We start from the raw sequence: 26,985 nt of genomic DNA on the forward strand, positions 1-26,985 counted from the left end.
GGTCCCAGCACACTGACGCCGCTGGTCACTGCCCGGAGCCCCGTTCACTGATCGGCTCCGGCCACCTGACCGGTCCTGCAACTGCACTGACAACAACTACCGATACTGCTGATCCTCACGGGCGCACACGCTCCACCCGCGTCCTGCACTACCACTTCGGGACCGGCACTACCTGAGTCAAACCTCTTCACCACCCGGCCCCGGGTACTGCTCCGGTCACCAGCCGGAACCTGTTCCTTGATCGGCTCCGTCCTGCCTGACCGTCTTGTCTCACCTCGCGGGTAGTTACGTCATCTCCCGCGCCTGCTTGACGTTGTCTCTCTCGTACGTGGAGAACATTACACACACTCGTCGTTGAATGTCTACCCCGATCGCCATAGATTTTCTGGGTCGGGTCGGACGGATGGTGGGGCGAGGGGGCACACGAGCATGAGTGACGAGGTCACGCCCGATCCGCTCAGTGATCGGTACGGCCTGCTCGGGGTGCGTGACCTGGGCGAGTACGCCGAAGCCCTGACGCGGTTGGTGGAGCGGGGGCGGCGGGAGCGGTGGGTGGCGGTGCTGTCGGAGGCCGAGGCCTACGCGGCGGCGGAGCTGCTCGGGCAGTTCGCGCAGCTGGATCCGCCAGGGGAGTTGCACCGGCTGGCCGCAGCCCTGGCCAGCCGTCTCTACAGCCGCCTCGGCGCCTAACGGCCAGACATCCGCGGGTTGGGGTGCTCCGGGATAGCACCCAAAGGCGCCCGGCCGCGGCGGATCAGCGGCCGGGCAACGCCACGCGGGTGCCGGCCAGCTCGGCCAGCAGGTCGCCGTGCTCCTCGACGCGGTGCTGCACGTCGTCGGCTGAACTCGGCCGGGGTACGCCAGGCGCGGACCTCCTCCCAGGTGATCGGGGTCGAGGCGGTCGGGGTGTCGCGGCCATGCAGCGAGTAGGCAGCGATCGTGGTCTTCGCGACGTGGTTCTGGCTCCAGTCGATGAACACTTTGTTGGCGCGCAGGTCCTTCGCCACCCACCGCCGCCTACGACGTGAGTCGCGCGGCCGCGGCGAGCATGTGCCGGCAGTACCGCGGTTCCTCCACTGACGGCAGCGGGAGCCACTGGGCGAATCCCTGCGCTTGCGGGGTGTCTTCAATCTACGTGGTTGTCCAGGTGTACCCGGCGCCGTGCTGCGCCGCGCGCAGTGCCTGCACCCGCCGGTCACCGCGCATCCAGGGTGGCCCGTCGGTGGACCAGTCCAGGCGGGAGAACGCAGCGAGCGCGAGGACTCGCCCGTAACCGCGCCGACGGTGTTTGTCGTCGACCTGGACGTGCTCGAGCACTCCGATGCGGTCCTGGGGGCACACCGCGAGGGACCGCCTCCCCCGCGCGGGGGGAGGCGTAGACACCAGCTGCCCCAGCGTCGACACGCCTCGCGTGGCTGTCCGGCGCCTGGCCGCCGGGCACTGCGGGCTCAGGCGCTTCATGCTGCGGCAGAACGCTTCAACGAAGAGTGCACTAGTCCTGCAACGGCAGTTGGGTGAGTGGGTAGCTGCGTCTTTTGTCGTGGCCGGCGCGGGCTTGGTGTTGTTGTCGGCGGCGGAAGCGGGACCAGGGCCAGATGTGGTCGGCGGCGTCGGTGACACGCAGGGGCCCGTCAGCTGATCCGGACCGGCAGCCGGGCCCAGTCCAGCCGCACCTCGCGGGCGACACCGTCCGCTCTCAGGTCGTTGCCTGGGTGCGTGCGCATGATGCGCAGCGCCGCGCGGATTGGCTCGTCCAGGTGGCCAGGTCCAGGGGTTCCGAACTGCTGGAAGTCCTGGCACCTGCTCAACGTCCTGGGCTTCAGGGGGCTGATCCAGAGTTGTGTCGCCTTGTCGACAAGGACAAGAATCTTGACAGTAAATATCCACGTTCAATAGAGTCCACTATGGCGACCGTGGTCTGGGGGTGGTTCATCTCGTGCTTTGCTCGAGACGCATGGAAGGAAAACCTGGATGAAGAATGTCCTTATTGTGGGTGGCGGGTTCGCGGGAGTGTGGAGCGCGGCGAGCGCGGCCAAGTTGCGCCAGGAACGGGGGCTGGCTGAAGAGGAGTTGCGAGTCACGGTGATCAGCGCCGGTGACGATCTGGTCATCCGGCCGCGGCTCTACGAAGCTGATCCCGACCGCATGCGGGTGCCGCTGGACCGGGTGCTCGGGCCGATCGGCGTCCGTCGGGTTGCCGGCACTGTGACCGATATCGACACCGGCGCACGGATGGTCACCGCGATTCGGCGCGATGGCACCACATCCAAGCTGGGCTACGACCGACTGGTGCTCGCGTCGGGCAGCCAGGTCGTCCGGCCCGGTTTGCCGGGCGCCGAGCATCTCTTCGACATCGACACTCTGGCCGGCGCGGCCACGCTGGATGCTCATCTGCGTCGCCTTCCGGAACGCGCGGCTGAGCCAGGTCAGTTCACCGCAGTGGTGGTCGGCGCGGGATTCACCGGGTTGGAGATCGCGACTGAGCTCGTTGCCAGGCTGAAGGACCTGGCGCCGGCCGATCAGGTTCGGGTCGTGCTTGTCGAGCGGCTGGACGCCATTGGTCCTGAACTCGGCGAGGGACCCCGCCCGGCGATTCAGAAGGCGCTGGCGGAACTCGGTATCGAGGTGCGGCTCGGGGTCAGCGTTGAAGAGGTCGCGCCGGACAAGGTCCGACTGTCCGACGGGACAGTGGTTCCGGCTGCCACCGTGGTGTGGACAGCGGGTATGACGGCCAGTCCGCTCACTTCGTTCATCCAGGGAGACAAGGATCGACTCGGCCGCCTCGATGTGGATGAGTATCTGCGGGTGCGTGGACTTCGGGACGTGTATGCCGCAGGGGACACCGCGGCAGCTGTTTCGCCCTCGGAAGGGCGGGTCGTCATGCAGAGCTGCCAGCACGCACTCCCGCAAGGGAGGTTCGCAGGGCACAACGCGGCTGCCGATCTTCTCGGCGAGGAGCTCGTGCGGTTCGAGGCGGCCCCCTACTCCACCTGCCTTTCTTTGGGACCGGCGGGCGCGGTGGTGACATCGGGCTGGGACCGCGACGTGCAGATGACCGGGCACGCTGCGAAGGAACTCAAGCGCGCGATCAACGAACAGTGGATCTATCCGCCGGTGGACGACCCGGCGGAGTTGCTGCACCAGGCGGGGCCGAAGGCGGAGGTGGCCGGTGCACGAGCCAGCTGATCCTGGATCAGGGGCCAGTCGTCGATTGTGGTCCAGGCGGAGTCGCGGCATCTCCGGCATTTCATAGCCGTCACGGAAGAGCGCCGCTTCGGTAGGGCATGCTGATCCGCTGCACGTCGCACAACCTGCGTTGTCGCAACAGTTCAAACTGCTCGGGACTGGCTTGTCATCCGACTATTGGTTCGCACCACACGCACGGTGGGTGCAACCTACGGTGGCGGGCCTACGGTACCTCGAGCAGGCCAGGGCAGTGCTCGCCTCGATGAGGACTGCAGCCGTGGATGCCGTCCGGGATCGCCAACGGTGACGTCGGCCGGGTGGCGATTGAGTTCGCGGGAGCGGCCACGTACGAGCTGCTGCCCTGATTGCCCGGGTGCCGCTTCGGGACTTTCCAGGAATCGAACTGGTCCTCAAGGCAGAGCTGCTGCCCCGACCAGGTGCCGGCACTGCCGGAGGAGATCTTCGACGTCGGGCTTCTCCGACCACCAGTCCGGGAGTTCGGGCTGGTGGCTAGAGTCCTGCGACGCGAGTGTCGCTGATTGCTGCGCTTCCTGCCAATGCCAACGCGATCCTCCGGGGGCACGGCCAGGTTTTCAGGCCGATCGACGACATTGACAGTGGCGCGCTTGCCGTCACCGTCGGCGTCTCCGAGGGAGCGCGCGACGCGCGTCGAAGACGAAATCGCCACGGCAGTCAACGACGCGCTTATCCCTCGACGTGACCCCGAACGAAGACGGCAGCGATCAGGTCCGCGACGACTTCGTGCTCGACCCGGCCTGAGGTCGCGATGCTGCAGCCACCAAACTGATCGAGCTCCTGGCCGTGCGGGCGTCTTTGCCCGCACACCCCTCCGGTCGATCGTCATCGGGCAATGCGGAGCGGCGCTCCCGGGCGACGTCTCGTGATGCTCGTCGACCGAATCCCCTCGAGGCATGAGACGTCGCTCGCCGGTGTATTGCAGCCGCCCGAAGCTCCGGTGGGCTAACGCGGCAGCGAGCTGAATGGACCTTCGCGAAGGTGGCATGGGCTCATGACCTTGAGTAGCGATGCTGAACCCAGCAGGCTCCGGCCTCGAGATGGATCGGTATGGATCTCTTCTTACGATGCGGAGTGTCGGTGTCCGCTCGAACCTTGACATGAGTTATCCGGGATGTTTAGGTTCGGGGTTATGCGGATGAACCAGGGGGTCGAGTGGGCGGCGCATGTGCTCCTGTCGCTCGCCTGGGTGGACGACGGTGAGCCAGTTTCAACGGCGCGCCTGGCGGCCAGCTACGAGTTGCCCCAGGCATATCTAAACAAGCAGCTGCAGGCCCTCGTCAAAGCGGGCCTCCTTGAGTCGTTGCCTGGTGCGCGAGGGGGATTCCGGTTGGCGCGACCCGCTGACAAGATCACTCTGATGGATGTGGTGGTCGCGATCGAGGGACCCGAACCGGTCTTCCAGTGCACGGAGATCCGCAAGCAGGGTATGGGTGCGAACATTCCAGCACGCTCGTTCCGCTACGCCTGCGCTGTGAACACATCAATGCACCGCGCCGAGCTGGCCTGGCGTAAGGTTCTTGCTGCGCAGACGATTGCCGACATTAAGGCCGAGGCAGAACTGCATGCTCCCGCGGTCGCAGGTGTTGCGCGACGTGCCTATGGGCGCGACTGAAGTTCCAGTACGCGCGGGCTAGTACCGCAACCGCAGTTAGGTGAGTGGGTAGCCGCGGCGTTTGTAGTGGCTGAGGCGGGCTTGGTGTTGTCGTCGGCGGTGCCAGCGTGACCAGGACCAGATCTGGCCGACCTGCTCGCCTTCCTCGAAGCCGACTTCGCCGGCCGACAAGGCAGCGACAGATGGCGCCCGTCCTGGCCGCGCCACGGCCACTAGTTAGAGCTGCCGCAACTTTGGTGAGCTGCTGCGACCCCGTCGCCGTGTCAAAGTTCCCAGCCCACCCTCGTCTGTGATGAGCCCTTTTCGTGCGACCAGCGCATGTGACCCCGGATGGTCGGGTGAGCGCGTTAGTTGGCCAGTGTGGTGGTGACTACGTGGACGTTCTGCGCGGAGGGGACCCGGCCGTCGGCGTCGGCCAGTCCGGCTGCCTGGGTCAGGAACTCCTTTTCGAGCGACTTCACGACTGTCGGGTCCAACGGCATGAGGTTGTAGACCGTCGAGACGGACGCCCACACCTGCTCGGCACTGCCGCTCAGGTCGATCGGCTCGGTAGCCCACTCGACGGGGGCAAATCCGGCAGGGGTGAGAATCTCGTCGACGCCTTCCCTGTCTCGGGTACGCCGGTCACCCAGCTGGGGAATCTGCTGTTCGGCTGGGGCATCGGCCAGCACCGGACGGAGTAGGCGTCGGAACAACTCGTAGCCCCCGCTTCCGCCTGTCGCGCCACTACCGAGCACCAAGGCCAGCCGCCCACCGGGGACCAGGACCCGTGCCAGCTCTGCGGCTACCTGGTCGATCTCGGGCATCAGCATGAACGCCATATGTGAGACGCACGCGTCGAAGTCGCCGTCGGAAAAGGGCAGTTCCTGCGCTCGCCCCTCCACTAATCTCGCCTCGGCGAGCGATGGCCGTTGGCGGGCAAGCGCTAGGTCAGCACTTGAGAGGTCTACGCCGGTGACCTCGTGGCCGGCTTCGGCGAGCAGGTCGAGCAGGAAGCCGTCGCCGCAGCCGAGGTCGAGCACCCGAGGGCTGCCCTCGACGTGGTCTCGCAGGATTTCGTAGCTCGACCGCCCGTCCGGCGCCCTGCCCCGTCCCATCGCGCCGAAGGTCGCCGCCGGGTAGCTGGCATGGAAATTGCGCAGGAACGCCTCTTGGGTCGTCGTGGTCACGATCACCACCTTAGGACGGGCGGGACCGCTCTCCGGGAGGTTTGTCGAATCTGGATTCTGCTGCTACTTCGGGCTAGAACGTCGCTGGTCAGCACCGGCGGCGGACGGCGGCGTACCTGTTCCAGCCGCCGCCGACGTTGCGAACTTGGCGGGTGGTGGTGCGGTGGAAGCCGAGCGCGTCGGCGACGACCGGTTGATCAATGGGGGCCACGATGGGTGCGAAACGACGTCTGAACCATCCACGCGAGGCAGCGGAGACAACAGCAGGGTCAGGCTGACCAGCAGCGGACGCCGGAGATGGTGTTGACCAGCGCTTTGCGAGGCGGTGGTCAGGGCAACCTGAACCCGGCGTGCAGACCGGTCCTGATGGCAGGATGGTGTCCCTGGGGGTGGGCGAATGCGTCGGTGGTCGGTGCTCGTTGTTGTGCTGTTGATGGTCGGAGCCGGGCTGGCCACTTCGGCGCCGGTGCGGTCGACGCCGCAGACGTATCTTATTGGGGCGCTGAACCTGCTGCGGCTGCATTCGATGGACCGGGACCGGGTGGACTGGCCGAGAGCGGAGGCGGAGGCCGTGCGTCGGGCGGCGGATGTTACGGCGCCGGCAGGGACGTATTCGATGATCCGGGAGGTGATCGCTGAGCTCGGGAACCCGCATACGAGGCTGGTTGGTCCGGCGAGTGCGCGGGCGCCGTTGCCGGCGTCGATCGACGTGCCGCGGAGTCATGCGTCGCGTGGTGTGGCCGTCGTGAGAGTGCCCGGATTCGTCGCTGATCCGGCGGGGGAGCGACGGTATGTCGCGGCGGGAGTGGCAGCGCTGCAGGCGGTCGAGGGGCAGGCGACGTGCGGCTGGGTCGTCGACCTGCGCGACAACATCGGCGGCGACATGTGGCCGATGCTCACCGTGCTGGCGCCGCTGCTCGGTGACGGCGTGGTGGGCTCGTTCAGCGGTCCCGGAGTCGCTCCTGTGACATGGTCGGTGCGCGACGGCCGGGCACTGCGCGGCGGATCGGCGCCCGCCGCGGAGACCAATCCGGTGCGGCTGACCCGGCCGCGACCGCCGATCGCCGTGCTCACCTCGAAGCTCACCGTGAGCTCAGGTGAAGCGACCCTCGTGGCGTTCCGGGGCATGCCGGGCGTTGAGACGTTCGGCTCGCCTACCGGGGGCGCTGCCAGCGGCAACGAGGTCTTTAACCTGAGCGACGGCGCGAAGCTGCTCATCACGAGCGTCGTCGACGTCGACCGCACCGGACGGGTCTACGGGAACGTGCCGATCGAGCCAGATCACCCGGTGGTGCCGCCCGCCGACGCGGAGGCCGTGGCCGCGCAATGGGTGCGCGCGCAGGGTGGCTGCGGCTAGTTCGCAGTCACAGCGAACCGACGTCAGTCCTCGTGGATGGCAGCAGAGGCGCGGACAGCTTTGGTCCGCAGCGATTGCTTACCCACGATCAGCAGTCGATCTCGCCAGACGACGAACGAGATTGTCGCGAGCGCGGTGGTGATCTTGGTCCACAATCTGGTCCACGAACTGCTGCCCACCGATGCCGGACACGCCCTGTTTGGCGTAACTGCTGCCTGCGGCGACCAGGCGTTCCGGGTATCCCCAGGTCAGCGCCCGAACTTGTAAACAGAAGGTCAGGGGTTCGAGCCCCCTTGCCGGCTCCGATCTTCTCCTCGTCAAGCCTCTTCCAGTCCTCAATGGACTGGAAGACAGGGGTCCGGTGAGGACCAGTCCGCGGCGGGGAAACGGCCGCCGGCACCGCGATGAAGTGGCTATGTGGTTCGGCATGGTCCGCGACCACCGACAGTGAGCACAGTGGGGCGCGTGCCCGGCACGCTGAGAGAGATCGCCGCGAACAGCAGCTGATTCGAACCTCGGATCGCGAGTGAAGCAACACCGCGCGGGTGACTCACGTCGCACCGCCCGCGTCCACTGGCCGGGCGCTGGAGATCGGGCACGGGATCGGCCGAAGCGAGAGCCATCATGGGATCGGCGAGCACCTGCGCATCGGTCCGCCCGCGGTGAAGCACCACCTCGCGTCGATGGTGCGACGGCACGACGTGCGCCGCCGCGCCGAGCTGGTGCGGTCGGCGTCGGACTCGCACTTGCTCGGGTGACGGTGTGCTGGATCGCGCGGGCCGGGCGAGCGGGACTTGATCAATCCGGCTGGCAGGAAAGGCTTTCGACCCGGTTCGATGACAAGCGTCAGGACGCGGCGGCCAGCCGGACGCGGCGGTCGCGGGCGTAGGACACGAGCTCGCGCACCTCGTCCGTCGTGATGATGCGCACAGCGTCGTCCAAGAGTTCGGCGGTGGCGACCTGCAGGGGCCAGCCCGCCAGCCCCGGGACGGGGACGTGCCAGAACCACTGGCCCTGCCTCAGGTCCTCGGCGGCAACCTCGTCCACAGCGTCCCCCGTCGTGTTCCCCACGGTGTTCCCCCCGGCGTTTTCCAGAGCGGAGTTTTCCTCGGACCTCATGGGGGAACCCTAGCGATGACCACCGACAAAAGACCGTCCACCGTGGACGAGTGTCTGACCCGCGTTTTTGCGACTGGGCACGGGCTGGCCTAGGCTGCGCCGATCACCGGAAGAACAGGAATGGCGAGATGCCCCTGCTTGACTCCGGGTCGTACCGTGATGTCGACCTGCCGACGATCGTCCGCATGGAGCGGAGGCTGCCCTGGTTCGGGTGGCCGCACCTGCCGCTCGGCCTGCTGGTCTGCGTCGCCGCGATCCTGGCCGCCTACCGCGTGCCCGTGTCGTACCACACCACCACGGCCCTGGTCGCCGGTGGCGGCGTGTTCGGGGGCTTCTGCGGCTACGGCTGCGGCCTCGTGATGGTCAGCACGCCCGGCCTCGTGAAGACCGGCCGTCTGCGCTGGCGCCGTACCCGCGTACTGCGGGGCCTGCTGTTCGCCCTGGGAGTGCTCTCCGCCGCGTCGCTGGTCGTCGTCGCAGTGTGTCACTTCGTGCTGCTGGCGGGGGCGTCGGGGCTGCACCCGTTCACGCTCTCGCTGCAGGCCGGCGTGTACCTCGTGCTCGCGGTGGCCAACACGGTGCTCGCGGGGTTCGAGGCGCGAAGCTTCAGCAAAGTCCTCAATGGAGTGTCCATCAAGGACGGTGAGCTCACCGCCGCCGCAGCAGGACTTCCTGCGTGACGGAGGCCACCAGCCGGCCGTCGGTGGTGTAGAACTCGCCGTGGGTGAGGCCGCGCTGGTTGGTGAAGCTGCGGCTCTCCATGTCGAACAGCAGCCACTCGTCGGCGCGGAACGGGCGGTGGAACCACACGGCGTGGTCGAGTGAGGTCAGCTGCGCACGCCCGGGCTCGTCGCGATGGGGCAGCGCCGCGGTGCCCGCGAGGCGGATGTCGGAGATGTAGGTGAGCGCACACACGTGCGCCAGCGGGTTGTCCGGCAGCCGGCCCTTCGCGCGCACCCAGATGCGCTGGCGCGGCCCGCCGCCGACGTCCGGCAGCCCCGCCGCCGGATCGCTGATGAACCGGGCCTCGATCACCGAAAGCATGATCGGCAGCTCGTCCTCGTCGCGGACCTCGACGTCGTCGGGTGCCGGGACTTCGGGCATGCGCGCTTGGTGTTCGCTGCTGTCGGCCGGTTTCTGGAACGACGCCGAGAGGCTGAAGATCGTCTCGCCGTTCTGGATCGCGGCCACGCGCCGGGTGGTGAAGGAGCCGCCGTCGCGCGTGCGCTCCACCTCGTAGACGATCGGCAGGTCCGTGCGACCGCCACGGATGAAGTAGCCGTGCAGCGAATGCACGTGCCGGTCCTCGGGCACGGTCGCACCCGCCGCCGTGAGGGCCTGCGCCGCCACCTGCCCGCCGAACGCCCGTTGCGGCGAACCCTCGTGGCTGGTGCCGCGGAAGAGGTTGCGCTCGAGCGGTTCCAGCTTGAGGAGCTGGTCGAGGCCGGGGTGCACGGGGTCGGTGATCACCTCGTCATCCTAAGGACCGCTCACTCGCCACGTGGGGTGAGCTGCGTCAACAACGGCATCAGCGCGGCGGGGTCCGCCACGTGGGCGTTGTGCCCGAGGCCGGCCAAGGTGACGGAGTCGGCAGTCAGCGCGCGCAGCTGCTCGGGCCGTGACATCGGGTCGTCGGCGCCGGCGGCGAGCACGACGGGGCACGTGGCCTCGGCCAGCAGCCGCGGCATCTCCGGCGCGCCCACACCGAACGCGGCGGGGTCCAACGCCAACCGCCAGCCGTCGGCGGTCTCCACCACGCCATCGGGATCGGCGGGCGCCAACCCGGTGAGCCCCGAAACCTTCAGATACGCGACCTCGGCGTCTTCCTGCGAGGCGAACGACCGCGGCGGCCGCGCGGCCATCGCGGCGGCGCGCTGCAGGTCCTCGGCACTCCACGCCACCTTGACACCCAGCGCCAGCACCCCGGCGACGTCCAGGCCGTGTCGTCCCGAAGCCAGCTCCAGCGCCACCACCCCACCGAGGGAATGGCCCACGACGACCACCGGCCCGGCCTCGTCGAGCCCCGCGGCCACCGCGCCCGCCAGCGCCGGGAACGAGTAGGCCGGCAACGGCGCCGAACCACCGTGACCGGGCAGGTCGGGCACGAGCAGCCGCCGGTCCAGCAGCTCGGCCAGCCCGTCCCACACCGCGCCGGTCGCGCCCAGCCCGTGGAGCAGCAGCACGGCCGGCTCGCCGGACCCGTCGGTGCGCAGCTTCAGCGTTTCCACCAGTCGGATCTTTCCCCACCCACGGGTTCCGAGGCTAGGGTCGAGACCGTGTCGAGTGCCCTGATCGCCGACCCGGACACCTACGTCGAAGGCGTGCCCTACGACGTCCTCGCGAAGCTGCGCCGCGAGACGCCGGTGACGCGCGTCGGCGACTTCTGGGCGGTGCTGCGCCACTCCGACGTGCGCGACGTGCTGCGCAACCCCGCCACGTTCTCGTCGCAGCTCGGTGGCACGCAGATCCGCGACCCCGCGACGCCCGAGGACCTCGGCTACGTGCGGCGCATGATGCTGAACATGGACCCGCCGGAGCACGGCCGGCTGCGCGGGCTGCTCACCAAGGCGTTCACGCCGCGCGCGATCGGCCGGCTCACCGAGCGCATCGAGGGCTGGGCCCACGACCTGGTCGCGGCCGTCGCGGACCGCGGTGAGTGCGACTTCGCCAAGGACGTGGCCGCCGACCTGCCGCTGCTCACGCTCGCCGAGGTGTTCGGCGTGCCCGAGCAGGACCGGTGGCTGATGTTCGACTGGAGCAACCGCGTGATCGGCTTCCAGGACGCCGAATACGCGGTGAGCGCCACCGTCCGGCCGGAAGACGTCACGGATCTCGCCCGCGCCGCCCTCGCCGTGCGGCCCGAGCCGGGGCCGGACGGCTCGATGCCCGACCCGCGCACGCGCGCCGGGATGCCGGACCTCTACGCGTACGCCAACGCCCTCGGCGAGTACAAACGCGGCCACCCCGGCGACGACGTGATGAGCAACCTCATGCAGCACGTCGACGACGAGGGCGGGCGCGTCTCGATCGCGGAGTTCGAGAACCTGTTCTGGCTGTTTTCCGTGGCGGGCAACGAAACCCTGCGCAACGGCCTGCCCGGTGGGCTCGCCGCGTTGCTCCGGCACCCGGAGCAGTACCGCAGGCTCCTCGACGACCGGTCGCTGCTCCCGGGCGCCGTCGAGGAGATGCTGCGCTGGTGGACGCCCGTCATGCACTTCCGTCGAACGGCCACCGAGGACACCCGGCTGTCCGGTGTGGACGTCAAGGCCGGCGACAAGGTCGTGGTCTGGTTCTCCTCGGCCAACCGCGACGAGACCGTGTTCGCCGACCCCGACGCGTTCGACGTCACGCGCGCGCCGAGCGAGCACCTGACGTTCGGCCACGGCCCGCACTTCTGCCTCGGCTCACACCTGGCGCGCGTGCAGATGCGGGCGCTCTTCGAGGCCGTCCTGGACCAGCTCGGCGAAGTCCGCCTCGCGGGCGAACCGCGGCGGCTGCGGTCGAACTTCCAGAACGGCCTCAAGAGCCTCCCCGTGCAGTGGGGTTAATCCCGCGTCACGACGAGCTTGACGACCCCGGTCGAGGTGAACCCCAGGAAGATGAACGCGAGGATTTCGTACTGCACGAGGGAATCACCGGCGAACCCCGTGGCCAGCTCCGCGATCAGCAGACCCAGCATCACCAACCCGATCACGACGTACGCCCAAGCCGTGCCCCGCGTACGGGGAAGCCACCGAAGTCCCATGTCTACCTCCCGGAGTTGAGGTCGCGGATCAGGTCCTGCACGGTCTGGCGCAGCAGCGAAAGCGCGTCGCGCACCTCGGTCGCCTCGCCGCCGACGTGGTGGTCGACCGGCCCGGCCACGGGGTGCACTTCGTCCTCGCCGGGCAGCGGCACACCGGGGCACGTGGTCGAGGCGGGCCGCGAGTTCTTGGTGAGGAAGGTGTTCACGAGCCCGTCGACGCACGGGTTGCCGTTGATCGCGTACTCGCCGTGGAAGGGCGCGTCGTCCACGGAGATAAGCGGCACGCCGGCCGCCCGAGCACCGGCGCGGCCCTGTTCGTAGCCGGTCTGCGGATCGAACTCGCCCTGCACCACGAGAACGTGGCTTGCGACCGACGCCGGCAGGTCCGGCAGCTCGTGCTGCGGCGCTTCCGACCAGTAGCCGCACGGCTCACTGAGCCCGTAGGACCAGCCGTAGAGCGGGTCGACGGGACCCTGCCGGTCGCTGAGGTTCTTGTACCAGGCCGCCGACCGCGTCGGCTGGTCACCGCAGGCCACGGCGTAGCGGGTGCCGCCCACCGGGGCGTAGTCGGGCGTCGCCGCGACGACCTTCGCCACTGTGAGGTCCGCGGCCGGCACGCCGAACGCGGTGCGCGACTCGGCGTCGAGGTCGCCCGCGAGGTCCTTCGGCGGCGCCGGCGCGGTGCCGTCCAGCGCCGCCGCGCCCTGCGTGAAGACCAGCGCGCCCAGCAACCACTGCAGTTTGCTGCCGTTGCCGACGAAAATGTGATCGAAGTTGTCGGGTGACAGGCCCTGCGCCGCGTAGTAGGCGCGCACCTGTTCGTACTTCTGTTTAACGGCTTCCGGCGTTTTGCCCAGCTGGTCGGGGAACTGGCGCGAAAGCCACGGCACGTACACGTCGTTGAACTGGCGCTGGTCGACCTCGGGGAACGCCTCGAAGTCGGCCTGGAGCCGGCCCTCGAAGTTCACGCTGGAATCGAGCACGATCTTGCCCGCGTGGTCGGGGAACATCGACGCGTACTTCGCGCCGAGCCAGGTGCCGTAGGAGTAGCCGAGGTAGTCGAGCTGCTGGTCGCCCAGCAGTGTGCGGATCAGGTCCATGTCGTGCGTGGTCTGCCACGTCGTGATGTACGGCGTGAGCGCGTCGCTCTGGCAGGCCTCGGCGATCGCCCGCGGCGTCGCCTGGTGCGCGGCGATACTGGCGGCGGAGCGGTCACGCGCGTCGAGGGCGGTGCCGGGCAGCCGGCCCGTGGGCACCTGGCACAACAACCCCTTGTCGCTGCTGCCTTCCTGGCCGGTCCCGCGCGGATCCATCCCGATGAAGTCGTACTGCGCGTTGACGGCCGGTTCGAGCCCGGCGAGCCGGCCGGCCAGCGAGGTGCCCTGCCCGCCCGGGCCGCCGGGGTTCACGAGGATCGCGCCCTGGCGGTCACCGGTAGCCGCGACGCGGCTGATCGACACCTTGAGGTCGATGCCCGCGGCCGGGTTCGCCCAGTCGCGCGGCACGGTGATTTCGGCGCATTGTGCAGGTTTCGCCCGGGTGGCCGGTTTGAACGCGCAGTCACCCCACGTGATTTTCTGGCTCGGGTAAGGGTCTTCGGCCGCCGTCGCCGTCGCCGGAATCAAAGCGGCGGTGGTGACGGTGGTGGCCGCGACCACCGCCGAGACCAGTACTGCTCTGGGAGTTCGCACCGGGGAGTCCTTTCGTCCGTGATCCGCTTGCCGTCGAGTCTTGTGCGCGCGCGGACGCCGGCGATCAGCCTCGCGGACGAACTTCCGGTGCCGCCTCGGCCGTGCGAACGAGGCGGGCCAACGCGCGCGAGGCTGCCGCGGCGGGGAAACTGGGGCCATGACCATTCCCGCGCCCGGTCCCGGCGTGGTGGGCCGCCGGGTCGTACAGCGCGTGCTCGACCAGCTGCTCGCCACCGTGCCCGTCGCGGTGGTCGCGGTGCTCGTCGTGCTCTCCGTGCCGCCGCCTGGCTCGCTGCTCACGTTCATCAAGGTCGTGGCGTTCACGAGCTTCGCGATGTGGGTGCTCGCGAGTCTGTACCTCGAGATCTGGTGGCCGCACCGCCACGGTGGCCAGACGCCGGCGATGCGCTGGCTGCGGATCCGCGTGGTGCTGCCCGACGGCGGGCAGCCGCTGTTGCGCGCCTACGTGATCCGCGCGGTGCTGATGGTGGTCGACGGGTTCTGCTGGGGACTCGCGGGCGTGGTGATCATGCTGGTCAGCCCGCGCCGGCAACGCCTCGGTGACCTGGTCGCGGGGACGTTGGTCGTGCGAGTCCCGGCCCGTGTCCCCGCCTCGACAGCCTCAGCGGACGAGCCCGGTCTCCCAAGCCCAGATGGCGATCTCGGTGCGGTTGCGCGCCCGCAGCTTGCGCTGGGCGGCCGCGAGGTGAGTCTTCACGGTGGAGAGCGACAGGACGAGTGACTCGCAGATCTCGGCGTTGGTCTGGCCACCCGCCACGGCTTTCACCACGTCGAGCTCGCGGTTCGTGAGTGGACTGTCCGGTTCGGACCGTTCCTTGCTCGCGCTGCCGACGAAGTGGGCCAACAGGCGCGTGGTGATGGCCGGGGAGACGAGCGCTTCGCCGTGCGCGGCCGCGTGCACGGCCTCGATCAGCAGTGTCGCGCCGGCGTCCTTCAGGAGAAAACCGCACGCGCCGGCGCGCAGGGCCGCGTGGACGTTCTCGTCGAGCCCGAAGGTCGTGACCATCACGACATGCAGCGGATCGGCGACGTCGGGGCCGGCCAGGAGTTTCGTGGCCTGCAGCCCGTCGACGCCGGGCATGCGGATGTCCATGAGCGTGACGTCGGGACGCAGCTGCCGCGCCAGCCGTACGGCGTCCTGACCGTCGGCGGCCTCGCCGACCACCTCGATGTCCGGCTCGCCTTCGAGGATCAGCCGGAAACCGGTGCGGACCATCGCCTGGTCGTCGGCGATCAACACGGTCACCGGCACGGGTTCCTCCTGCTCAGGCTGTTTCGAGCGGCAGCCGCGCGGCCACCTGCCAGCGGTGCCCGGCCGCCGGGCCCGCGGAAACCGTACCGCCGACGGCGGTGACGCGTTCGGTCATGCCGATCAAGCCGTAGCCGCCGGGACGCGCGGGCTTGGCGGCGCCGTCGTTGCCGATCTCCACCACGAGGTCGCGCTGGTCGCGGCGCACGCTCACCCGCACGTCGGTGGCGCGCGGTGCGTGGCGGCGGACGTTCGTGAGGGCCTCGGTGATCAGCCGGTGGACGGTGGTCACGACCTCGGGCGTCGCGCTGAGGCCGCCGAGGTCGTCGGGCACGTCGAGGGTGACGGTGCCGTCGTCGGGCACCGCGCGATCCACGGCCGAAGCGAGCCCGGACGGTGGGCTGAACAAGTTCTCGCCGTCGGTCCGCAGCGTGCCGACGAGCCGGCGCATCGATGCCAGCGCCTCCGCACCCGCCTGCTCGATCTCGGCGAACGCACTGGTGTCGCCGCCTTGCCGTTCGGTCACGCGGTGCGCGGCCTGCACGCGCACGACGATGCCGGTGATCTGGTGGGCGACCAGGTCGTGCAGCTCGCGCGCGAGGTTCAGCCGCTCCGCCGCGCGGACCTCGACGGCTTCGGCGCGGGCTCGCGCGTCGGCGTCGCGCAGCAGCAGGCCGATCGCGAGCGCCGCACCCCACGCGACGGCCGCGGCGGCGGACCACAACGCTGCGGGCGAGCCAATGCCGTAGCGAAACACCGGTGCCGCCACGGCCGCGATCCCGCCGAGGACGGACAATGTCGCGGCGGGCGGGCGTTGCAGCCGGTGGCAGCACGCGCCGACGACCAGCGCGATCGCGAGCGCCTCCGCGCCGCTGGGTTGCACCGGCAGCCGCTGGCCCAGCGCCGCGACGCCCGCCGTGACGGCCGTGCCGAGCAGCGACAGGCACGACACCGCAGTCGCCACGAGCGCGACGTGGTCCGGGAACCGCCGGCGCAGCACGGCGAGCACCGCCACCACGGGCCCCAGCCCGGGCGCGAAGTCCACGGCGATCAGCGCGAGCGTGCCCTGCGCCGGGCCGGAGCGTGCGAACACCACGGCGTCGAGCACCACGAGCATCCCGAGCGCCGCGATCTCGGCGACGAGGGCGATGCGCGGGCCCACGCGCTGAGTGGTCATGGTCCTGATCGTCTCGTGCCGGGGCGCGCTTCGCCTCCTGCGCGGGTGCGAAGTGCCTCGGCCGGGAGGCTGAGCGGAGTGTTCAGCCGAAGCTCAGCAGCGACAGCCAGGTGTCGAGGAAGGCCGTGTCGCCCGTGAGCTTCGCGGTCGTGGCGGGCACGCGGGCGTAGACGATCAGCAGGAGGTCGGTCAGCGGCGCCTCGACGGTCACGGCCGGGTTCTCGACCGCGCTGGGGTGCCACGCGGGGAAGTCGCCGGTGAGGTCGACGGTCCACGACGCCGCGTGGTCCGTCGGCGCGAGGTGGATCGTGTGGCCGGGTCCCTGCAACGCGCGGCGTTCGGGGAAGTAGTCGAACATCACCGGCAGGGAGCCGAGTTCGAGCCACTCGTCCAGGGTGTCGTGGGCGAGGTCGCCGTCGAGCTCGAAGCTGCGCCCGAGGGCGAGCGTCACGTCGGCGCGGTGCATTGCCGTCTCGTGCAGGAAGCGGCGGGCGAAGAACGCGGCTCGCGGCGCTCCGGCGGGGACGGGGGTCCAGACCTCGGCGTCGGGCCCGGCTTCGCGCAGTGTTGTCGCCAGGGCCTCGGCGCCGTCGGTGAGCCAGCTGCTCGGCCGGACTTCGTGGCCGGGGTGACGCAGGTAGTCATCGGCGGGGGCCTCGGACGCGCGCGTGCGCACGATTTCCTCGGCGTACCGGTGCCCCGCGCCGACGTGGTTGAGCAGTTGGCCCAGGCTCCAGTCCGGGCACGCCGCGATCCGTGTTGCGAGGTCAGCGCCTTTCGCGGCGGCTCGCAGCAGCTCGGTCTGCGCCACGATCTCGGCGGTCCGGCGTTCGAAGTCCATGGTGGTCGTCCTTCCGGTTCGGTTCACCACGGAGTCGGAGCCGGTGCCACCGACCGGACACGGATGCTCAGCCTTCTTCCGGAGCCCGGTCGATGGCTACGGAGCAGGCGAGCTTCTCCAGCGGCCAGAGGGCATCGAGACGAGCCTGCAGCGTGGCGGACAACGCGTCGAAGGCGTCGCTGCCCAGCGGAATCCGCACCGGCGGGTTCTCCTGGGTGCTGAGGTCGTGGATCGCGCCGGCGACCTTGTCGGGGTCGGCTTGCGCTTGTCCGCCGGTGGACAGCGAGGTGCTGCTCGTCGCCGTGACCGGGTCCGCGTGGGCGACGCAGGCGCATGGTGATCGGGCGCAGGCGGACACGTTGCTCGACTTTTGCCCGACAGCTACGCCGTCCCGTTCTCAGGAAGTGACGCGGTAGGTCAGGTGCGTCATCATCGGGGTGGTGACGACATCGGTGCGCTCCAGCGTCACGCGGTGGTCGGCGAGGTCGTCGAACAACCGCACACCCTCCCCGAACAGCAGGGGCACGAGATGCAGGCGCAGCTCGTCGACGAGACCGAGGCGCAGGTACTGGCTGATCGCCGAGCCGCTCATGATCACGACATCGCGTTCGCCCGCGGCCTCTCGTGCTTGAGCCAGCGCGCTTTCCGGGCCGTCGGTGACGAAGGTGAACGTGGTCTTGCCGCGCTCCAGCGGTTCGGCCGCGCGGTGGGTGAGGACGAACGCCGGCCGCTCGAAGGCGCCATCGGGGCCCCAGACGTCGATGCCCATGTCGAACGTGGTGCGCCCGAGCACGAACGCGCCGGTGCCAGTGAAAAACCCGGCCATCACGTCTTGGTCGGTCTCGTTGCCGTGGGCCATCCACGCGTGCAGCAGCTCGCCGTCGCGGCCGAGGCGGTTGTCGGTGTCCGTGCCCGGGCCGGCGACGACCCCGTCGAGCGACATGCTGATCTCCGCGACGACCTTCCCCATCGGACTACCCCTTCGTGGTCCAGGCATCGCCCCATTCCGCGTCGCGCGCGGCGCGGTAGCGGGGTCCGTGACGTTTGGACACGGTGACGCCGGAAGCGAGGCCATCCACCGTACACAGGTCGAGCTGCACGAAACCCTTGTGCTTGCGCGGGTGCCGCAGGATCCGCGCGTCGGCGCGGTCGGCCGTGACGCCCGGGGGAGCCGCGACGACGTAGGAGAACTTCTCGTCCTCGAACCCCAGCGTGCCCGCCTTGATGCGCCGGTGCACGCCACTTCGCGGCAAGCGCGCGGCGAAGTGGCACCAGTCCTCACCGGGCTTGATGGGGCACTCGCCGTCGTGCGGGCACGGCGCGAGCACCGTGTGGCCGAGGCCGCGCAGCACGTCGCGCGCCGCACGGATGCGGGCGAACCCGGCGGGCGTGCCGGGCTCGATCAGCGCCACCGCACCACCCGACGCGGCGAGCCAGCGCACCACTTCGTCGCGCGTGCGTTCCGGCAGCTCACCCAGAACGTACGACAGCGTCACCAGGTCGGCCGCCGGCAGCGGCGACGACGGATCGATCAGCCCGCGCTGCCACGTCGCCCCGCGGACCGCCGCGTCTTCGGCGCTCGCCGCGAGCTTGCGGCCCAGGGTGAGCGCGCCGGCGACCTGCTCGACGACCGTGCACTTCTCCAGCGTCGGCCACGCACGGGCCGCGGCCCAGACCGCCGCGCCCGTGCCGCCGCCGATGTCGAGCTGCGTGCGCGGCACGAACTCTGGGGCGGCCGCGGCCACTTCGGCGAGCACGGAGCTGACGGCCGCGTACGTCGCCGGCATGCGGTAGCCCGCGTAGGCGGCGACGTCGAGCTCCGAGGTGAGGATCGGCGACGTCGCGACTTCGCCGGAGCGGTAGCGCGAGCTGAGCTTGTCGACCGCCTGGGCGAGGCGGGATTCGGGGAAGCGGCCGAGCTCGTGGTCGAGCGCGGTTCGCAGGTCGTCGGGGAGGTGCGCCACGACGGAGAATTCTCCCACGCCCGATTTGTCCCCACGCAGGTGCCTGACCTGCTAGTTTCGGCCGGGGAAAAAAGTTCGGGGGCCTTGTCGATCCAGTGGCCGCCCGTTCGACGTAAGCGTGACGGCAAAACCACAGAGAGAGGATCTCCCGATGCGGTTCATGGTGATCATGAAGGCGAGTGAAGAGTCCGAGGCCAACCAGCTGCCGACCACCGAGATGCTCGCCGAGATGGGGAAGTTCAACGAGGAGCTCGTGCGGGCGGGAGTGATGCTCGCCGGTGAAGGCCTCACGTCGAGCGCCGACGGTGCGCGCGTGCGTTTCGCGGGCAACGCCGAGCCGACCGTGATCGACGGCCCGTTCGCCGAGAGCAAGGAGCTCGTGGCCGGTTTCTGGATCCTGCAGGTGAAGTCGAAGGAAGAGGCCATCGAGTGGGTGAAGCGCGTGCCCAACACGGACGGCGCGCACCACGAGATCGAGATCCGGCGCATCGCCGAGGCCGAGGACTTCGGCGACAACCTGACGCCGGAGCTGCGCGAGGCCGAGGAGAAGCTGCGCGCGGAAGCGGCGAAGAACGCCTGATGCGCTTCCTCGTCATGGTCAAGGCCAACGCCGACTCCGAGGCCGGGGTCATGCCGAGCGCTGAGCTGAGGGAGCAGATGGGGAAGTTCAACGACCAGCTGGCGGCGTCGGGGCACCTCGTGCAGGCCGAGGGCCTCGCGCCCAGCTCGAAGGGCGCGCGGTTGGTCTACTTCGACGGCGAGCCGCAGCCGCAGGTGGTCGACGGGCCGTTCGCGGAGACGAAGGAGCTCGTGGCCGGGCTGTGGATCCTGCGCGGGGAGTCGGTGGCGGAGATCGTCGAGCTGCTCAAGCGCGCGCCCAACCCCGACCTGCAGGCGGGGGTCGTCGAGATCAGGCCACTCGTTCCGTGACGCCGCGCCCGCCCGAGGCTTGCTCTCGGGCGGGCGAGCCTGTCTGATGGGCCCGTGGAGACGCACGGTGCCGTGGAGGCGGTCTGGCGGATCGAGTCGGCGCGGGTGATCGCGGGCCTCGCGCGGATGGTGCGCGACGTCGGGCTCGCGGAGGAGCTCGCGCAGGACGCGCTGGTCGCCGCGCTGGAGCAGTGGCCGGAGACCGGTGTGCCGCGCAACCCCGGTGCGTGGCTGATGACCACGGCCAAACGCCGCGCCATCGACCAGTTCCGCCGCAACGAGACGTTCGGCCGCAAGCTCGACGAGCTCGGCCGCGAGCAGCAGGTCTTCGAGCCGGACCTCGACGAGTTCGACGCGGTCCTCGACGAGGAACACATCGAGGACGACATCCTCCGGCTGGTCTTCACCGCCTGTCACCCGGTGCTGCCCACGCCGGCGCGCGTCGCCCTCACGCTGCGCATGCTCGGCGGCCTCACCACCGACGAGATCGCTCGCGCGTTCCTCGTCAAGGAATCCACTGTGGCGCAACGGATCGTGCGCGCGAAGAAGTCGCTGGCCGACGCGAAGGTGCCCTTCGAGGTCCCCGTGGGCGAAGAGCGTATGGCCCGCCTGTCGTCCGTGCTCGAAGTGATCTACCTGATCTTCAACGAGGGCTACTCCGCCACCCACGGTGACGACTGGCTGCGCCCCGCCCTGTGCGAAGACGCCCTCCGGCTGGCCCGCGTGCTCACGGGGCTCATGCCAACGGAGCCCGAGGTCCACGGGTTGGCGGCGCTGCTGGAGATCCAAGCCTCACGTTCGGCCGCACGGACCGGGCCGTCCGGGGAGCCGGTGTTGTTGATGGAGCAGGATCGGGGTCGTTGGGACCAGTTGCTGATCCGTCGTGGGCTCGCGGCGTTGGCTCGTTCGGAGCAACTGGCCGAGGGGGCCTACGGGCCCTATTCGGCGCAGGCGGCGATCGCCGCGTGTCACGCCCGGGCGCGGGTGCCGGAGGAGACGGACTGGGCGCGGATCGCGGCGTTGTATGCCGGGCTTGCGCAGCTGACGCCTTCGCCGGTGATCGAGCTGAACCGGGCGGTGGCGGTGTCGATGGCCGAGGGGCCCGAGGCCGGTCTTGAGCTCGTGGACAAGCTGAAGGACGAGCCGGCGTTGAAGAACTACCACCTCCTGCCGAGTGTCCGGGGCGATTTTCTGGTCAAGCTGGGCCGATTGGCCGAAGCGAAGGCGGAGTTCGAACGCGCGGCGGACATGACGGGCAATGCCCGGGAGCGCACACTGCTGCTGGATCGCGCGGCGGCTTGTTGATCTGCGCTCTCACGCCTCCACGAACACGATCCGCTCCGGCGGCACAGCGAGCTTCACCGTCTGACGCTTCACCTCCACCAGCGTGGCGAGTTCCGTCGACTGTCCATCCGGGACGGTGAACAACCGGTCGTCGCGCGTGTCGAGGAAGTGGGCGAAGCCGGCCAGCGAGACGCCGCCCGTCTCGTCCAGGGCGAGGTAATCCGCCAGGCGGCGGAAGAGCTTGGGCAGCAGCACGAGCTCATCCTGCAACTGGGCCCGAGACCGGAGCCGGAATCCCGAAGTGGTCACATCCGAAGCCCACACCCCGCTGCCCGACGAGCGGGCCGACGACGCGGCGTCCGCAAGCGCCTGGCGCAGATCCACATACAGCAGCGAATAGAACGTCGGATAGGTGAGACCTTCGGAAACCAGCTGGAAATTTACGGAATTCTTCACCGTCTTCGCGTCGAGGAAAACCTCGCTGCCATCCACCGAACGGCCGGGGCGCTGGCCCGGGAAGGCGAACGCGACCGCGCGGCCGTACTTGTCGGCGAAGCGGGTGAGGATGTGCCCCGCGACTTTCTCCGGCTTCGCCGCCGTGACGATGCCGTCTTCGCCCCTGGTGACGGACGTGAAACCCAGCAGTGACACGAGCCGGTCGGCCGCGGCGGCGCCGAGGGACGCGGGCTGGTGCAACATTTCGCCCCCGCGTGGGCGGTAGTGGGTCTCCAGCGCGTCGATGGCGTCGAGGCGCAGCTGCATGCCGCCGCGGGAGTTGAGGCGGACGCGCAGGCCGGCCTTCTTCGTGGCGGACGGGTCGTCGGGGTAGAACCGCACGGAGTCACCGTCCGGTGCGGCACCTAGGAGCTGGAACGTGCCTTTGATCAGCGTCAGTGGCATGTGCACCACGGTAGGTCGCGCGGAGCCGGGTGGGTCCGATTTTCATCCGGACAGCCCAGTAACCGCCCACAGTGGACGGTGACTGGTTGCCGGGAAACGCCGAAACCGTGTCAGGGGATCATGAAACCGAGCACGGTCGCCTGCAGCAGCGAGATCACGCCGACCACGGCGGTGAGGGCGAGCGACCACAGGAACGTCTGGCGCAGCAGTGATCCTTCCTTGCCGCTCTGTCCGATCGCCGTCGCGCCGATCGACAGGTTCTGCGGCGAGATCATCTTGCCCATCACGCCGCCGGACGTGTTCGTGGCGCCCGCCAGCACGGGGTCGAGGTGCAGCTGCTGCGCGGAGATCACTTGCATGGGCCCGAAAAGGCTGTTGGTCGACGCGTCGGAGCCGGTCAGGAACACGCCGAGCCAGCCGATGTAGGCGGAGAACATCGGGAACAGCACACCGGTCGTGGCCAGCGCGAGGCCCAGCGTCTGCGTGGCACCGGAGTAGTTCATCACGAACGCGATGGCCAGGATCATGAAGATCGTCGCGAGCGCCCAGCGCATCTGGTGCAACGTGGTGCGGTATGTCCGCACCAATTGCTTCGGCCGCGCGCCCATCGTGAAGCCGGCGATCACCGTGGCGATGAGCGCTATGGTGCCGGGGGAGAACAGGAAGTCGACGGTGAACGTCGCCGCGTACGGCGTGTCCTTCGGCGTGATCGGCGCGTGCTGGATGACGTGGTTGTGCAGCCCCGGCCAGGCGAACACCCAGTCGGCCTTGTGCAGCAGCTTCGTGAGGTCCACCCACACGGGCAGGTGCGCGAAGATCGTGCCGATGCGCGACAGGAAGATCGCCAAGATCAGGATGACGTACGGCGTCCACGCGTAGAGCGCACCGCGTTCGGACTTCGCCGCGCCCAGGCTCGCCGACTTGACCGGTTCCTCGCCCGCGAAGCGCCACAGGGTCTTCGGCTGCCAGAACCGTGTGAGCACGTACAACGCGGCCATCGCGGCCAGGGCGGCGAGCACGTCGACGAGGCTCGCGCTGATGTAGTTCGACGCCGCGAACTGCATGAGCGCGAACGCCAGCCCGGCCGTGACAACGGCGGGCCAGACCTCCACCATCTTCTTCCAGCCCGCCAGCACGACGATGAGGAACGCCGGGATGATCACCGCCAGGAACGGCACCTGCCGCCCCACCATCGACGAGAACGCGGCCGTCGCCTCCTCCGGCTTGAGGTGCATGATCGGCCCGGTGAGGCGGCCGAGCACGATCAACGGGTTGCCGAGTCCGCCGAAGGCCACCGGCGCGGTGTTCGCCAGCAGCGCCAGCACCACAGCCTTCACCGGCGGGAACCCGAGCGCCGCCATCATCGCCGCCGTGATCGCGATCGGTGACCCGCCACCGGCGACGCCCTCCAGCAACGCCCCGAAGCTGAACGCGATCAGCAACGCCTGCAGCCGCCGATCCTCACTGAACCCGGCGAGCACACGCTTGATGCTGTCGAAGCGGCCCGTGGCCACCGTGACGTTGTGGAAGTACACGGCGTGGAACGCGATCCACGCCACCGACCACACGCCGAAGACCACGCCCATCACGGCCGAGTCGAGCGCGAGCCCGGCCGGCATCCGGTAGAGCAGCAGCGCAACCCCGAGCGCAGTGAGGAGCGCCAGCGCCGCCGACAGGTGCGCCGACAGCTTCACGACGCCCAACGCCACCAGCAACACGATGATCGGCAGCGCGGCGAGCAGCGCGGACACCCACAGCCCGCCTGCCGGTTGGTAATCCTGGATCCAGGTCACGTGTCAGCCCCTTCGCTGATCCGTCCGGCCCTCCCGACGGCGGCGGTTCCGGGAGACCCAGGGGTTTTGGTTTCCTACCGGCCACGGCGGACGCCGAGCCGGCCTACGCTGGCGGCGGGTGTTCTCGGCTGCGGCTGGTGCCGAGCCTTCGGAGGGTGGATCGGGTGCGGGTTTCCGGCGGAGGGGTGTGCCGGGTTTTGACGGCTGTCGCCGCGCCGGACCGGAGGTCGGTGGGCTGGGCGCCGGGGGGTGGTGGGCTCGCCGGCTGCGGTGGCGGCCAGACGGGTGTCGTTCGGCTGCGGTGGCAGCCGCGTCGGGGTGGGTCTGGTCGGCCGGCTTTGGGTGAGCCGAGACCTGGGGTGCGGCTGTCGAATGCCCGGCTCGGTGAGCCGGGGTGTGCCAGTGGGGTCGGCCGAAGCCAGAGCCGGAGCCGGTGGCCTACCGGCTCCGGACGTAGCCCAACCGAAGCGAAAGCGCCGCAGCAGTCCCCACCACGGTCGCCCCCAGTTCCTCCACTCGGCGCAGCACCCGTGGCGCCGGACCGGCCACGCTGATCGCCGCGATGGGCCGCCCCGAGTGGTCGCGGACGGCGGCGGCGACGCAGCCCACGTCGGGCTCGTTCTCGACGTCGTCGACGGCCCACCCGCGGCGGCTCGTTCGGGCGAGGTCGTCGAGGAGCCGGCCGGGGTCGATGATCGTCTTGAGCGTGAGGCTGTCGAGCTTCATGCGGCGCACGCGCTCCACCCGGTCGATCTCCGGCAACGCCGCGAGCCACGCTTTGCCCAGCGACGTCGCGTGCTGGGGGCGGCGCGTGCCGAGGCGGCAGGCGAGCGTGACGGCACTGGCGCTGCGCTCGGTGGCGACGTAGACCATGGTGTCGTTGTCGGGCACGGCGAGGTACGTCGTCTCGCCCGAGCGTTCGGCCAGGGATGCCAGGTAGCGCGGCGCACAGCGGTGCAGGTCGGTCGCGGCCATCGCGCGGGCGCCGAGCTCGACCAGGCGCGTGCCGAGGCGCACGCGGCCGGTCACGGTGTCCGCTTCGAGGTATTCGAGCCGCTTGAGGGTGCCGACGATGCGGTACGCCGCGCTGCGCGAGAGCCCCAGTTGCCTCGCGATCGCGTTGGTGGAAATCTCCTGGTGCTGCCCCACGTGCTCCAGCACCGCGAGCCCTCGCTCCAGCGTGCCGCTCTGGTCCAGTCCTCGTTCGGTCACGTCGTTCGCCCCTTCGCCCGAATTCCCGCTCATCGGCACGTGTTTCCGCTAAGCGGGGTTGGACGCTAACACCTCCGATGTATGGACGGAAGATCTTGACCTACTTTCGTATTGGGGCAAGTCAAGGTTGCCCCTGAATGGTTCAACCTCTGATCGTTAGGAAGTCTAATAAAGCATTCTTCGCAACAACAAACGCCTGCTCGGCAAAACCACGGCACCGCCACGTTGAACAGTCCGAACAGGACAGACGACGGGTGAGCGAGCCGCGTCGACGCGAACACCGCCTCCGATCCGGAAATCGTTACCCTGCTTAGGTGAATGTGCGAGCGGTGATCGGCGTCCGGATGCGGACCACGGCCGTCGCGGTGGTGGTGCTGGCGCTGGCCATCGCGGTGGCGTGTGTGGTCGTTGTCGTGCTGCTCGAACAGTCGCTCGACCGAAGCGTGACGGAGAGCGCGCGCAGCACCGGCCGTCAGGTCGCCATCCAGCTCGTCCGCGAAGGCGCGCGCGACCTCTCCGCGAGCGATGTCGCCAGTACCGGCGACACCGAGGCCGTCACGCAGGTGCTCGACAAGGTCGGCGTCCCCATCGCCGACGACCCCGCCATCACCGGCCACCCGCCCCTCACCGCGAACCGGCCCGCGCCCGGCCGGGAAACCGTCGAGACCCTGCCGCTGGACCTGAACGGCGACGGCGCCGACTACCGCGTCGTTTCCCAGGGCGTCAGGGGGCCGGGCGGGCCCTACACCGTCGTCTCGGCACGATCGCTGGAGCCGGTCACCGAAGCGTCGACCCGGCTCACCCTCTTGCTGGCCCTGATTTCCCTGCCACTCCTGGCCATCGCCGGATTCGCGGTCTACCGGTCCGTCGGCGCGGCCCTGCGGCCGGTGGAACGCATGCGCCGCACGGTCGCCGCAGTGTCCACAAGAGAGCTCGCCGCGAGCGTGCCGTTGCCGCCGGGCAACGACGAGGTCCACCGCCTCGCCGTGACGCTCAACGAGATGCTCACCCGGCTCCACTCCGCCCAAGCCGCGCAACGTAGGTTCATCGCCGACGCCAGCCACGAGCTCCGCAGTCCACTTTCGACGATCAGCACCGCACTCGACGTCGCCGGTCGCCACCCCGAGACTACCGGCGAGCTCGTCCCCGTGATCACCCGGGAAACCGCGCGCCTGCGCGAGCTCGTCGACGACCTCCTCATGCTCGCCCGCACCGACGACACCACCGACCGCCCCGCCACGACCGAAGTGGACCTCGACGACATCGTCCGCGCCGAGGCCCACCGCATTCGCGCCGAAGGTCCCGTCGAGATCGAGGTCCGCGCCGGCCCCGCCAAGGTCCGCGGCAGCGAGGCACAGCTGAGACGGGCCGTGCGCAACCTCGTCGACAACGCTCGCGGTCACGCCCGCGAACGCGTCCGCATCGCGAGCTGGATCCACGAAAACACCGCCGTGGTGGAGGTCAGCGACGACGGTCCCGGCGTCGCCCTGGAAGACCGTGAGCGCGTCTTCGAACGGTTCGTCCGGCTCGACGCCTCGCGCCAGCGCGGCCACGGCGGCACCGGCCTCGGCCTCCCGATCGTCGCGGGCATCGCCGCGCGCCACAGCGGGCATGCGTCCTATGTGGACGCCACGGACCCCAGCTACCCGGGTGCCCACTTCCGGATCGAACTGCCCCGCATCGAGGAGGACTGACC

29 protein-coding genes are annotated in these 26,985 nt (G+C 69.5%); 12 read left to right on the plus strand and 17 right to left on the minus strand.

Going from position 1 to position 26,985, the window contains the following annotated elements; translation table 11 throughout:
- The first annotated feature begins 429 nt into the window (after positions 1-429).
- Positions 430-690 (plus strand): hypothetical protein, encoded by a 261-nt coding sequence (locus AB0F91_RS00005; protein WP_360593363.1) that lies wholly within the window; start codon positions 430-432, stop codon positions 688-690.
- Here AB0F91_RS00005 and AB0F91_RS00010 read toward each other — a convergent pair.
- The gene (locus AB0F91_RS00010) at positions 687-1,199 is read right to left on the minus strand and encodes a hypothetical protein (protein WP_360593365.1); all 513 of its coding nucleotides are present in this window, start codon (positions 1,197-1,199) and stop codon (positions 687-689) included. The genes AB0F91_RS00005 and AB0F91_RS00010 overlap by 4 nt on opposite strands.
- Positions 1,132-1,341 (minus strand): GNAT family N-acetyltransferase, encoded by a 210-nt coding sequence (locus AB0F91_RS00015; RefSeq protein ID WP_360595177.1) that lies wholly within the window; start codon positions 1,339-1,341, stop codon positions 1,132-1,134. The genes AB0F91_RS00010 and AB0F91_RS00015 overlap by 68 nt, the downstream gene beginning before the upstream one ends.
- Before the next feature lie 630 nt (positions 1,342-1,971).
- Between AB0F91_RS00015 and AB0F91_RS00020 the strand changes: the two genes are divergently transcribed.
- Positions 1,972-3,186 (plus strand): FAD-dependent oxidoreductase, encoded by a 1,215-nt coding sequence (locus tag AB0F91_RS00020; protein WP_360593367.1) that lies wholly within the window; start codon positions 1,972-1,974, stop codon positions 3,184-3,186.
- Between the two features lie 1,168 nt (positions 3,187-4,354).
- On the plus strand, positions 4,355-4,837 hold the full coding sequence (locus AB0F91_RS00025) for an Rrf2 family transcriptional regulator (RefSeq protein ID WP_285966767.1): 483 nt from the start codon (positions 4,355-4,357) through the stop codon (positions 4,835-4,837).
- A 347-nt stretch (positions 4,838-5,184) separates the two neighbouring features.
- Here the strand turns inward: AB0F91_RS00025 and AB0F91_RS00030 are convergent, their stop codons facing one another.
- Complete coding sequence (locus AB0F91_RS00030; protein ID WP_360593369.1) at positions 5,185-6,006, minus strand: class I SAM-dependent methyltransferase; 822 nt, start codon at positions 6,004-6,006, stop codon at positions 5,185-5,187.
- Positions 6,007-6,472: 466 nt separating this feature from the next.
- On the opposite strand from AB0F91_RS00030, the gene AB0F91_RS00035 reads away from it, so the two are divergent.
- Both AB0F91_RS00035 and AB0F91_RS00040 read left to right on the plus strand, forming a co-directional pair.
- A complete protein-coding gene (locus AB0F91_RS00035; RefSeq protein ID WP_360593371.1) occupies positions 6,473-7,363 on the plus strand; it encodes a S41 family peptidase in 891 nt (296 codons plus the stop codon).
- Positions 7,364-7,908: 545 nt separating this feature from the next.
- Positions 7,909-8,121, plus strand: coding sequence for a hypothetical protein (locus AB0F91_RS00040; RefSeq protein WP_360593372.1), 213 nt, complete (start codon positions 7,909-7,911; stop codon positions 8,119-8,121).
- 88 nt (positions 8,122-8,209) lie between these two features.
- On the opposite strand, the gene AB0F91_RS00045 is transcribed toward AB0F91_RS00040, so the two are convergent.
- Complete coding sequence (locus AB0F91_RS00045; RefSeq protein WP_360593374.1) at positions 8,210-8,482, minus strand: hypothetical protein; 273 nt, start codon at positions 8,480-8,482, stop codon at positions 8,210-8,212.
- 128 nt (positions 8,483-8,610) lie between these two features.
- Between AB0F91_RS00045 and AB0F91_RS00050 the strand changes: the two genes are divergently transcribed.
- A complete protein-coding gene (locus AB0F91_RS00050) occupies positions 8,611-9,162 on the plus strand; it encodes a hypothetical protein (RefSeq protein WP_360593376.1) in 552 nt (183 codons plus the stop codon).
- On the opposite strand, the gene AB0F91_RS00055 is transcribed toward AB0F91_RS00050, so the two are convergent.
- Positions 9,131-9,952: an acyl-CoA thioesterase II gene (locus AB0F91_RS00055; RefSeq protein WP_360593378.1), complete on the minus strand. Its 822-nt coding sequence runs from the start codon at positions 9,950-9,952 to the stop codon at positions 9,131-9,133. The genes AB0F91_RS00050 and AB0F91_RS00055 overlap by 32 nt on opposite strands.
- Positions 9,953-9,972: 20 nt before the next feature.
- A complete protein-coding gene (locus tag AB0F91_RS00060; RefSeq protein ID WP_360593379.1) occupies positions 9,973-10,710 on the minus strand; it encodes an alpha/beta hydrolase in 738 nt (245 codons plus the stop codon).
- A 48-nt stretch (positions 10,711-10,758) separates the two neighbouring features.
- On the opposite strand from AB0F91_RS00060, the gene AB0F91_RS00065 reads away from it, so the two are divergent.
- The gene (locus AB0F91_RS00065) at positions 10,759-12,030 is read left to right on the plus strand and encodes a cytochrome P450 (RefSeq protein WP_360593381.1); all 1,272 of its coding nucleotides are present in this window, start codon (positions 10,759-10,761) and stop codon (positions 12,028-12,030) included.
- Here AB0F91_RS00065 and AB0F91_RS00070 read toward each other — a convergent pair.
- Positions 12,027-12,227 carry a hypothetical protein gene (locus AB0F91_RS00070; RefSeq protein ID WP_360593383.1) on the minus strand — a complete coding sequence of 67 codons (201 nt, stop codon included), beginning with the start codon at positions 12,225-12,227 and terminating at the stop codon, positions 12,027-12,029. The genes AB0F91_RS00065 and AB0F91_RS00070 overlap by 4 nt on opposite strands.
- A gap of 2 nt (positions 12,228-12,229) precedes the next feature.
- Entirely contained in the window at positions 12,230-13,918 is a 1,689-nt protein-coding gene (locus AB0F91_RS00075) for an alpha/beta fold hydrolase (RefSeq protein ID WP_360593385.1), read from the minus strand.
- A gap of 157 nt (positions 13,919-14,075) precedes the next feature.
- Between AB0F91_RS00075 and AB0F91_RS00080 the strand changes: the two genes are divergently transcribed.
- Positions 14,076-14,660: an RDD family protein gene (locus AB0F91_RS00080; protein WP_360593387.1), complete on the plus strand. Its 585-nt coding sequence runs from the start codon at positions 14,076-14,078 to the stop codon at positions 14,658-14,660.
- Here AB0F91_RS00080 and AB0F91_RS00085 read toward each other — a convergent pair.
- The 6 genes from AB0F91_RS00085 to AB0F91_RS00110 form a co-directional block, all read right to left on the minus strand.
- Entirely contained in the window at positions 14,541-15,191 is a 651-nt protein-coding gene (locus AB0F91_RS00085) for a response regulator transcription factor (RefSeq protein WP_360593389.1), read from the minus strand. The two genes, AB0F91_RS00080 and AB0F91_RS00085, sit on opposite strands and share 120 nt — an antisense overlap.
- Positions 15,192-15,204: 13 nt before the next feature.
- Positions 15,205-16,365, minus strand: coding sequence for a histidine kinase (locus tag AB0F91_RS00090; RefSeq protein ID WP_360593390.1), 1,161 nt, complete (start codon positions 16,363-16,365; stop codon positions 15,205-15,207).
- An 82-nt stretch (positions 16,366-16,447) separates the two neighbouring features.
- Positions 16,448-17,206, minus strand: a complete 759-nt coding sequence (locus AB0F91_RS00095; protein WP_360593391.1) for a maleylpyruvate isomerase family mycothiol-dependent enzyme — start codon at positions 17,204-17,206, stop codon at positions 16,448-16,450.
- A gap of 67 nt (positions 17,207-17,273) precedes the next feature.
- The gene (locus tag AB0F91_RS00100; RefSeq protein ID WP_360593393.1) at positions 17,274-17,564 is read right to left on the minus strand and encodes a hypothetical protein; all 291 of its coding nucleotides are present in this window, start codon (positions 17,562-17,564) and stop codon (positions 17,274-17,276) included.
- A gap of 39 nt (positions 17,565-17,603) precedes the next feature.
- Positions 17,604-18,176: a dihydrofolate reductase family protein gene (locus AB0F91_RS00105; RefSeq protein WP_360593394.1), complete on the minus strand. Its 573-nt coding sequence runs from the start codon at positions 18,174-18,176 to the stop codon at positions 17,604-17,606.
- Between the two features lie 4 nt (positions 18,177-18,180).
- Complete coding sequence (locus AB0F91_RS00110; protein WP_360593396.1) at positions 18,181-19,188, minus strand: small ribosomal subunit Rsm22 family protein; 1,008 nt, start codon at positions 19,186-19,188, stop codon at positions 18,181-18,183.
- A 133-nt stretch (positions 19,189-19,321) separates the two neighbouring features.
- On the opposite strand from AB0F91_RS00110, the gene AB0F91_RS00115 reads away from it, so the two are divergent.
- The 3 genes from AB0F91_RS00115 to AB0F91_RS00125 are packed head-to-tail and all read left to right on the plus strand — an operon-like array spanning position 19,322 to position 21,405.
- Positions 19,322-19,750, plus strand: a complete 429-nt coding sequence (locus tag AB0F91_RS00115) for a YciI family protein (protein WP_360593397.1) — start codon at positions 19,322-19,324, stop codon at positions 19,748-19,750.
- Positions 19,750-20,100 carry a YciI family protein gene (locus AB0F91_RS00120; protein ID WP_360593399.1) on the plus strand — a complete coding sequence of 117 codons (351 nt, stop codon included), beginning with the start codon at positions 19,750-19,752 and terminating at the stop codon, positions 20,098-20,100. The genes AB0F91_RS00115 and AB0F91_RS00120 overlap by 1 nt, the downstream gene beginning before the upstream one ends.
- Positions 20,101-20,154: 54 nt before the next feature.
- The gene (locus AB0F91_RS00125; RefSeq protein WP_360593400.1) at positions 20,155-21,405 is read left to right on the plus strand and encodes an RNA polymerase sigma factor; all 1,251 of its coding nucleotides are present in this window, start codon (positions 20,155-20,157) and stop codon (positions 21,403-21,405) included.
- Positions 21,406-21,414: 9 nt separating this feature from the next.
- Here the strand turns inward: AB0F91_RS00125 and AB0F91_RS00130 are convergent, their stop codons facing one another.
- The 3 genes from AB0F91_RS00130 to AB0F91_RS00140 all read right to left on the minus strand — a co-directional run bounded on the left by AB0F91_RS00130 (position 21,415) and on the right by AB0F91_RS00140 (position 25,289).
- The gene (locus AB0F91_RS00130; RefSeq protein WP_360593401.1) at positions 21,415-22,284 is read right to left on the minus strand and encodes a nuclease; all 870 of its coding nucleotides are present in this window, start codon (positions 22,282-22,284) and stop codon (positions 21,415-21,417) included.
- Between the two features lie 110 nt (positions 22,285-22,394).
- Positions 22,395-24,077: an L-lactate permease gene (locus AB0F91_RS00135; RefSeq protein WP_360593402.1), complete on the minus strand. Its 1,683-nt coding sequence runs from the start codon at positions 24,075-24,077 to the stop codon at positions 22,395-22,397.
- A 438-nt stretch (positions 24,078-24,515) separates the two neighbouring features.
- Positions 24,516-25,289 (minus strand): IclR family transcriptional regulator, encoded by a 774-nt coding sequence (locus tag AB0F91_RS00140; protein ID WP_360593403.1) that lies wholly within the window; start codon positions 25,287-25,289, stop codon positions 24,516-24,518.
- Between the two features lie 314 nt (positions 25,290-25,603).
- On the opposite strand from AB0F91_RS00140, the gene AB0F91_RS00145 reads away from it, so the two are divergent.
- Positions 25,604-26,983, plus strand: a complete 1,380-nt coding sequence (locus tag AB0F91_RS00145; RefSeq protein ID WP_360593404.1) for a HAMP domain-containing sensor histidine kinase — start codon at positions 25,604-25,606, stop codon at positions 26,981-26,983.
- The last annotated feature ends 2 nt before the right edge of the window (positions 26,984-26,985 follow it).

The sequence above is a fragment of the Amycolatopsis sp. NPDC023774 genome (assembly GCF_040639695.1).
Taxonomy (GTDB): domain Bacteria; phylum Actinomycetota; class Actinomycetes; order Mycobacteriales; family Pseudonocardiaceae; genus Amycolatopsis.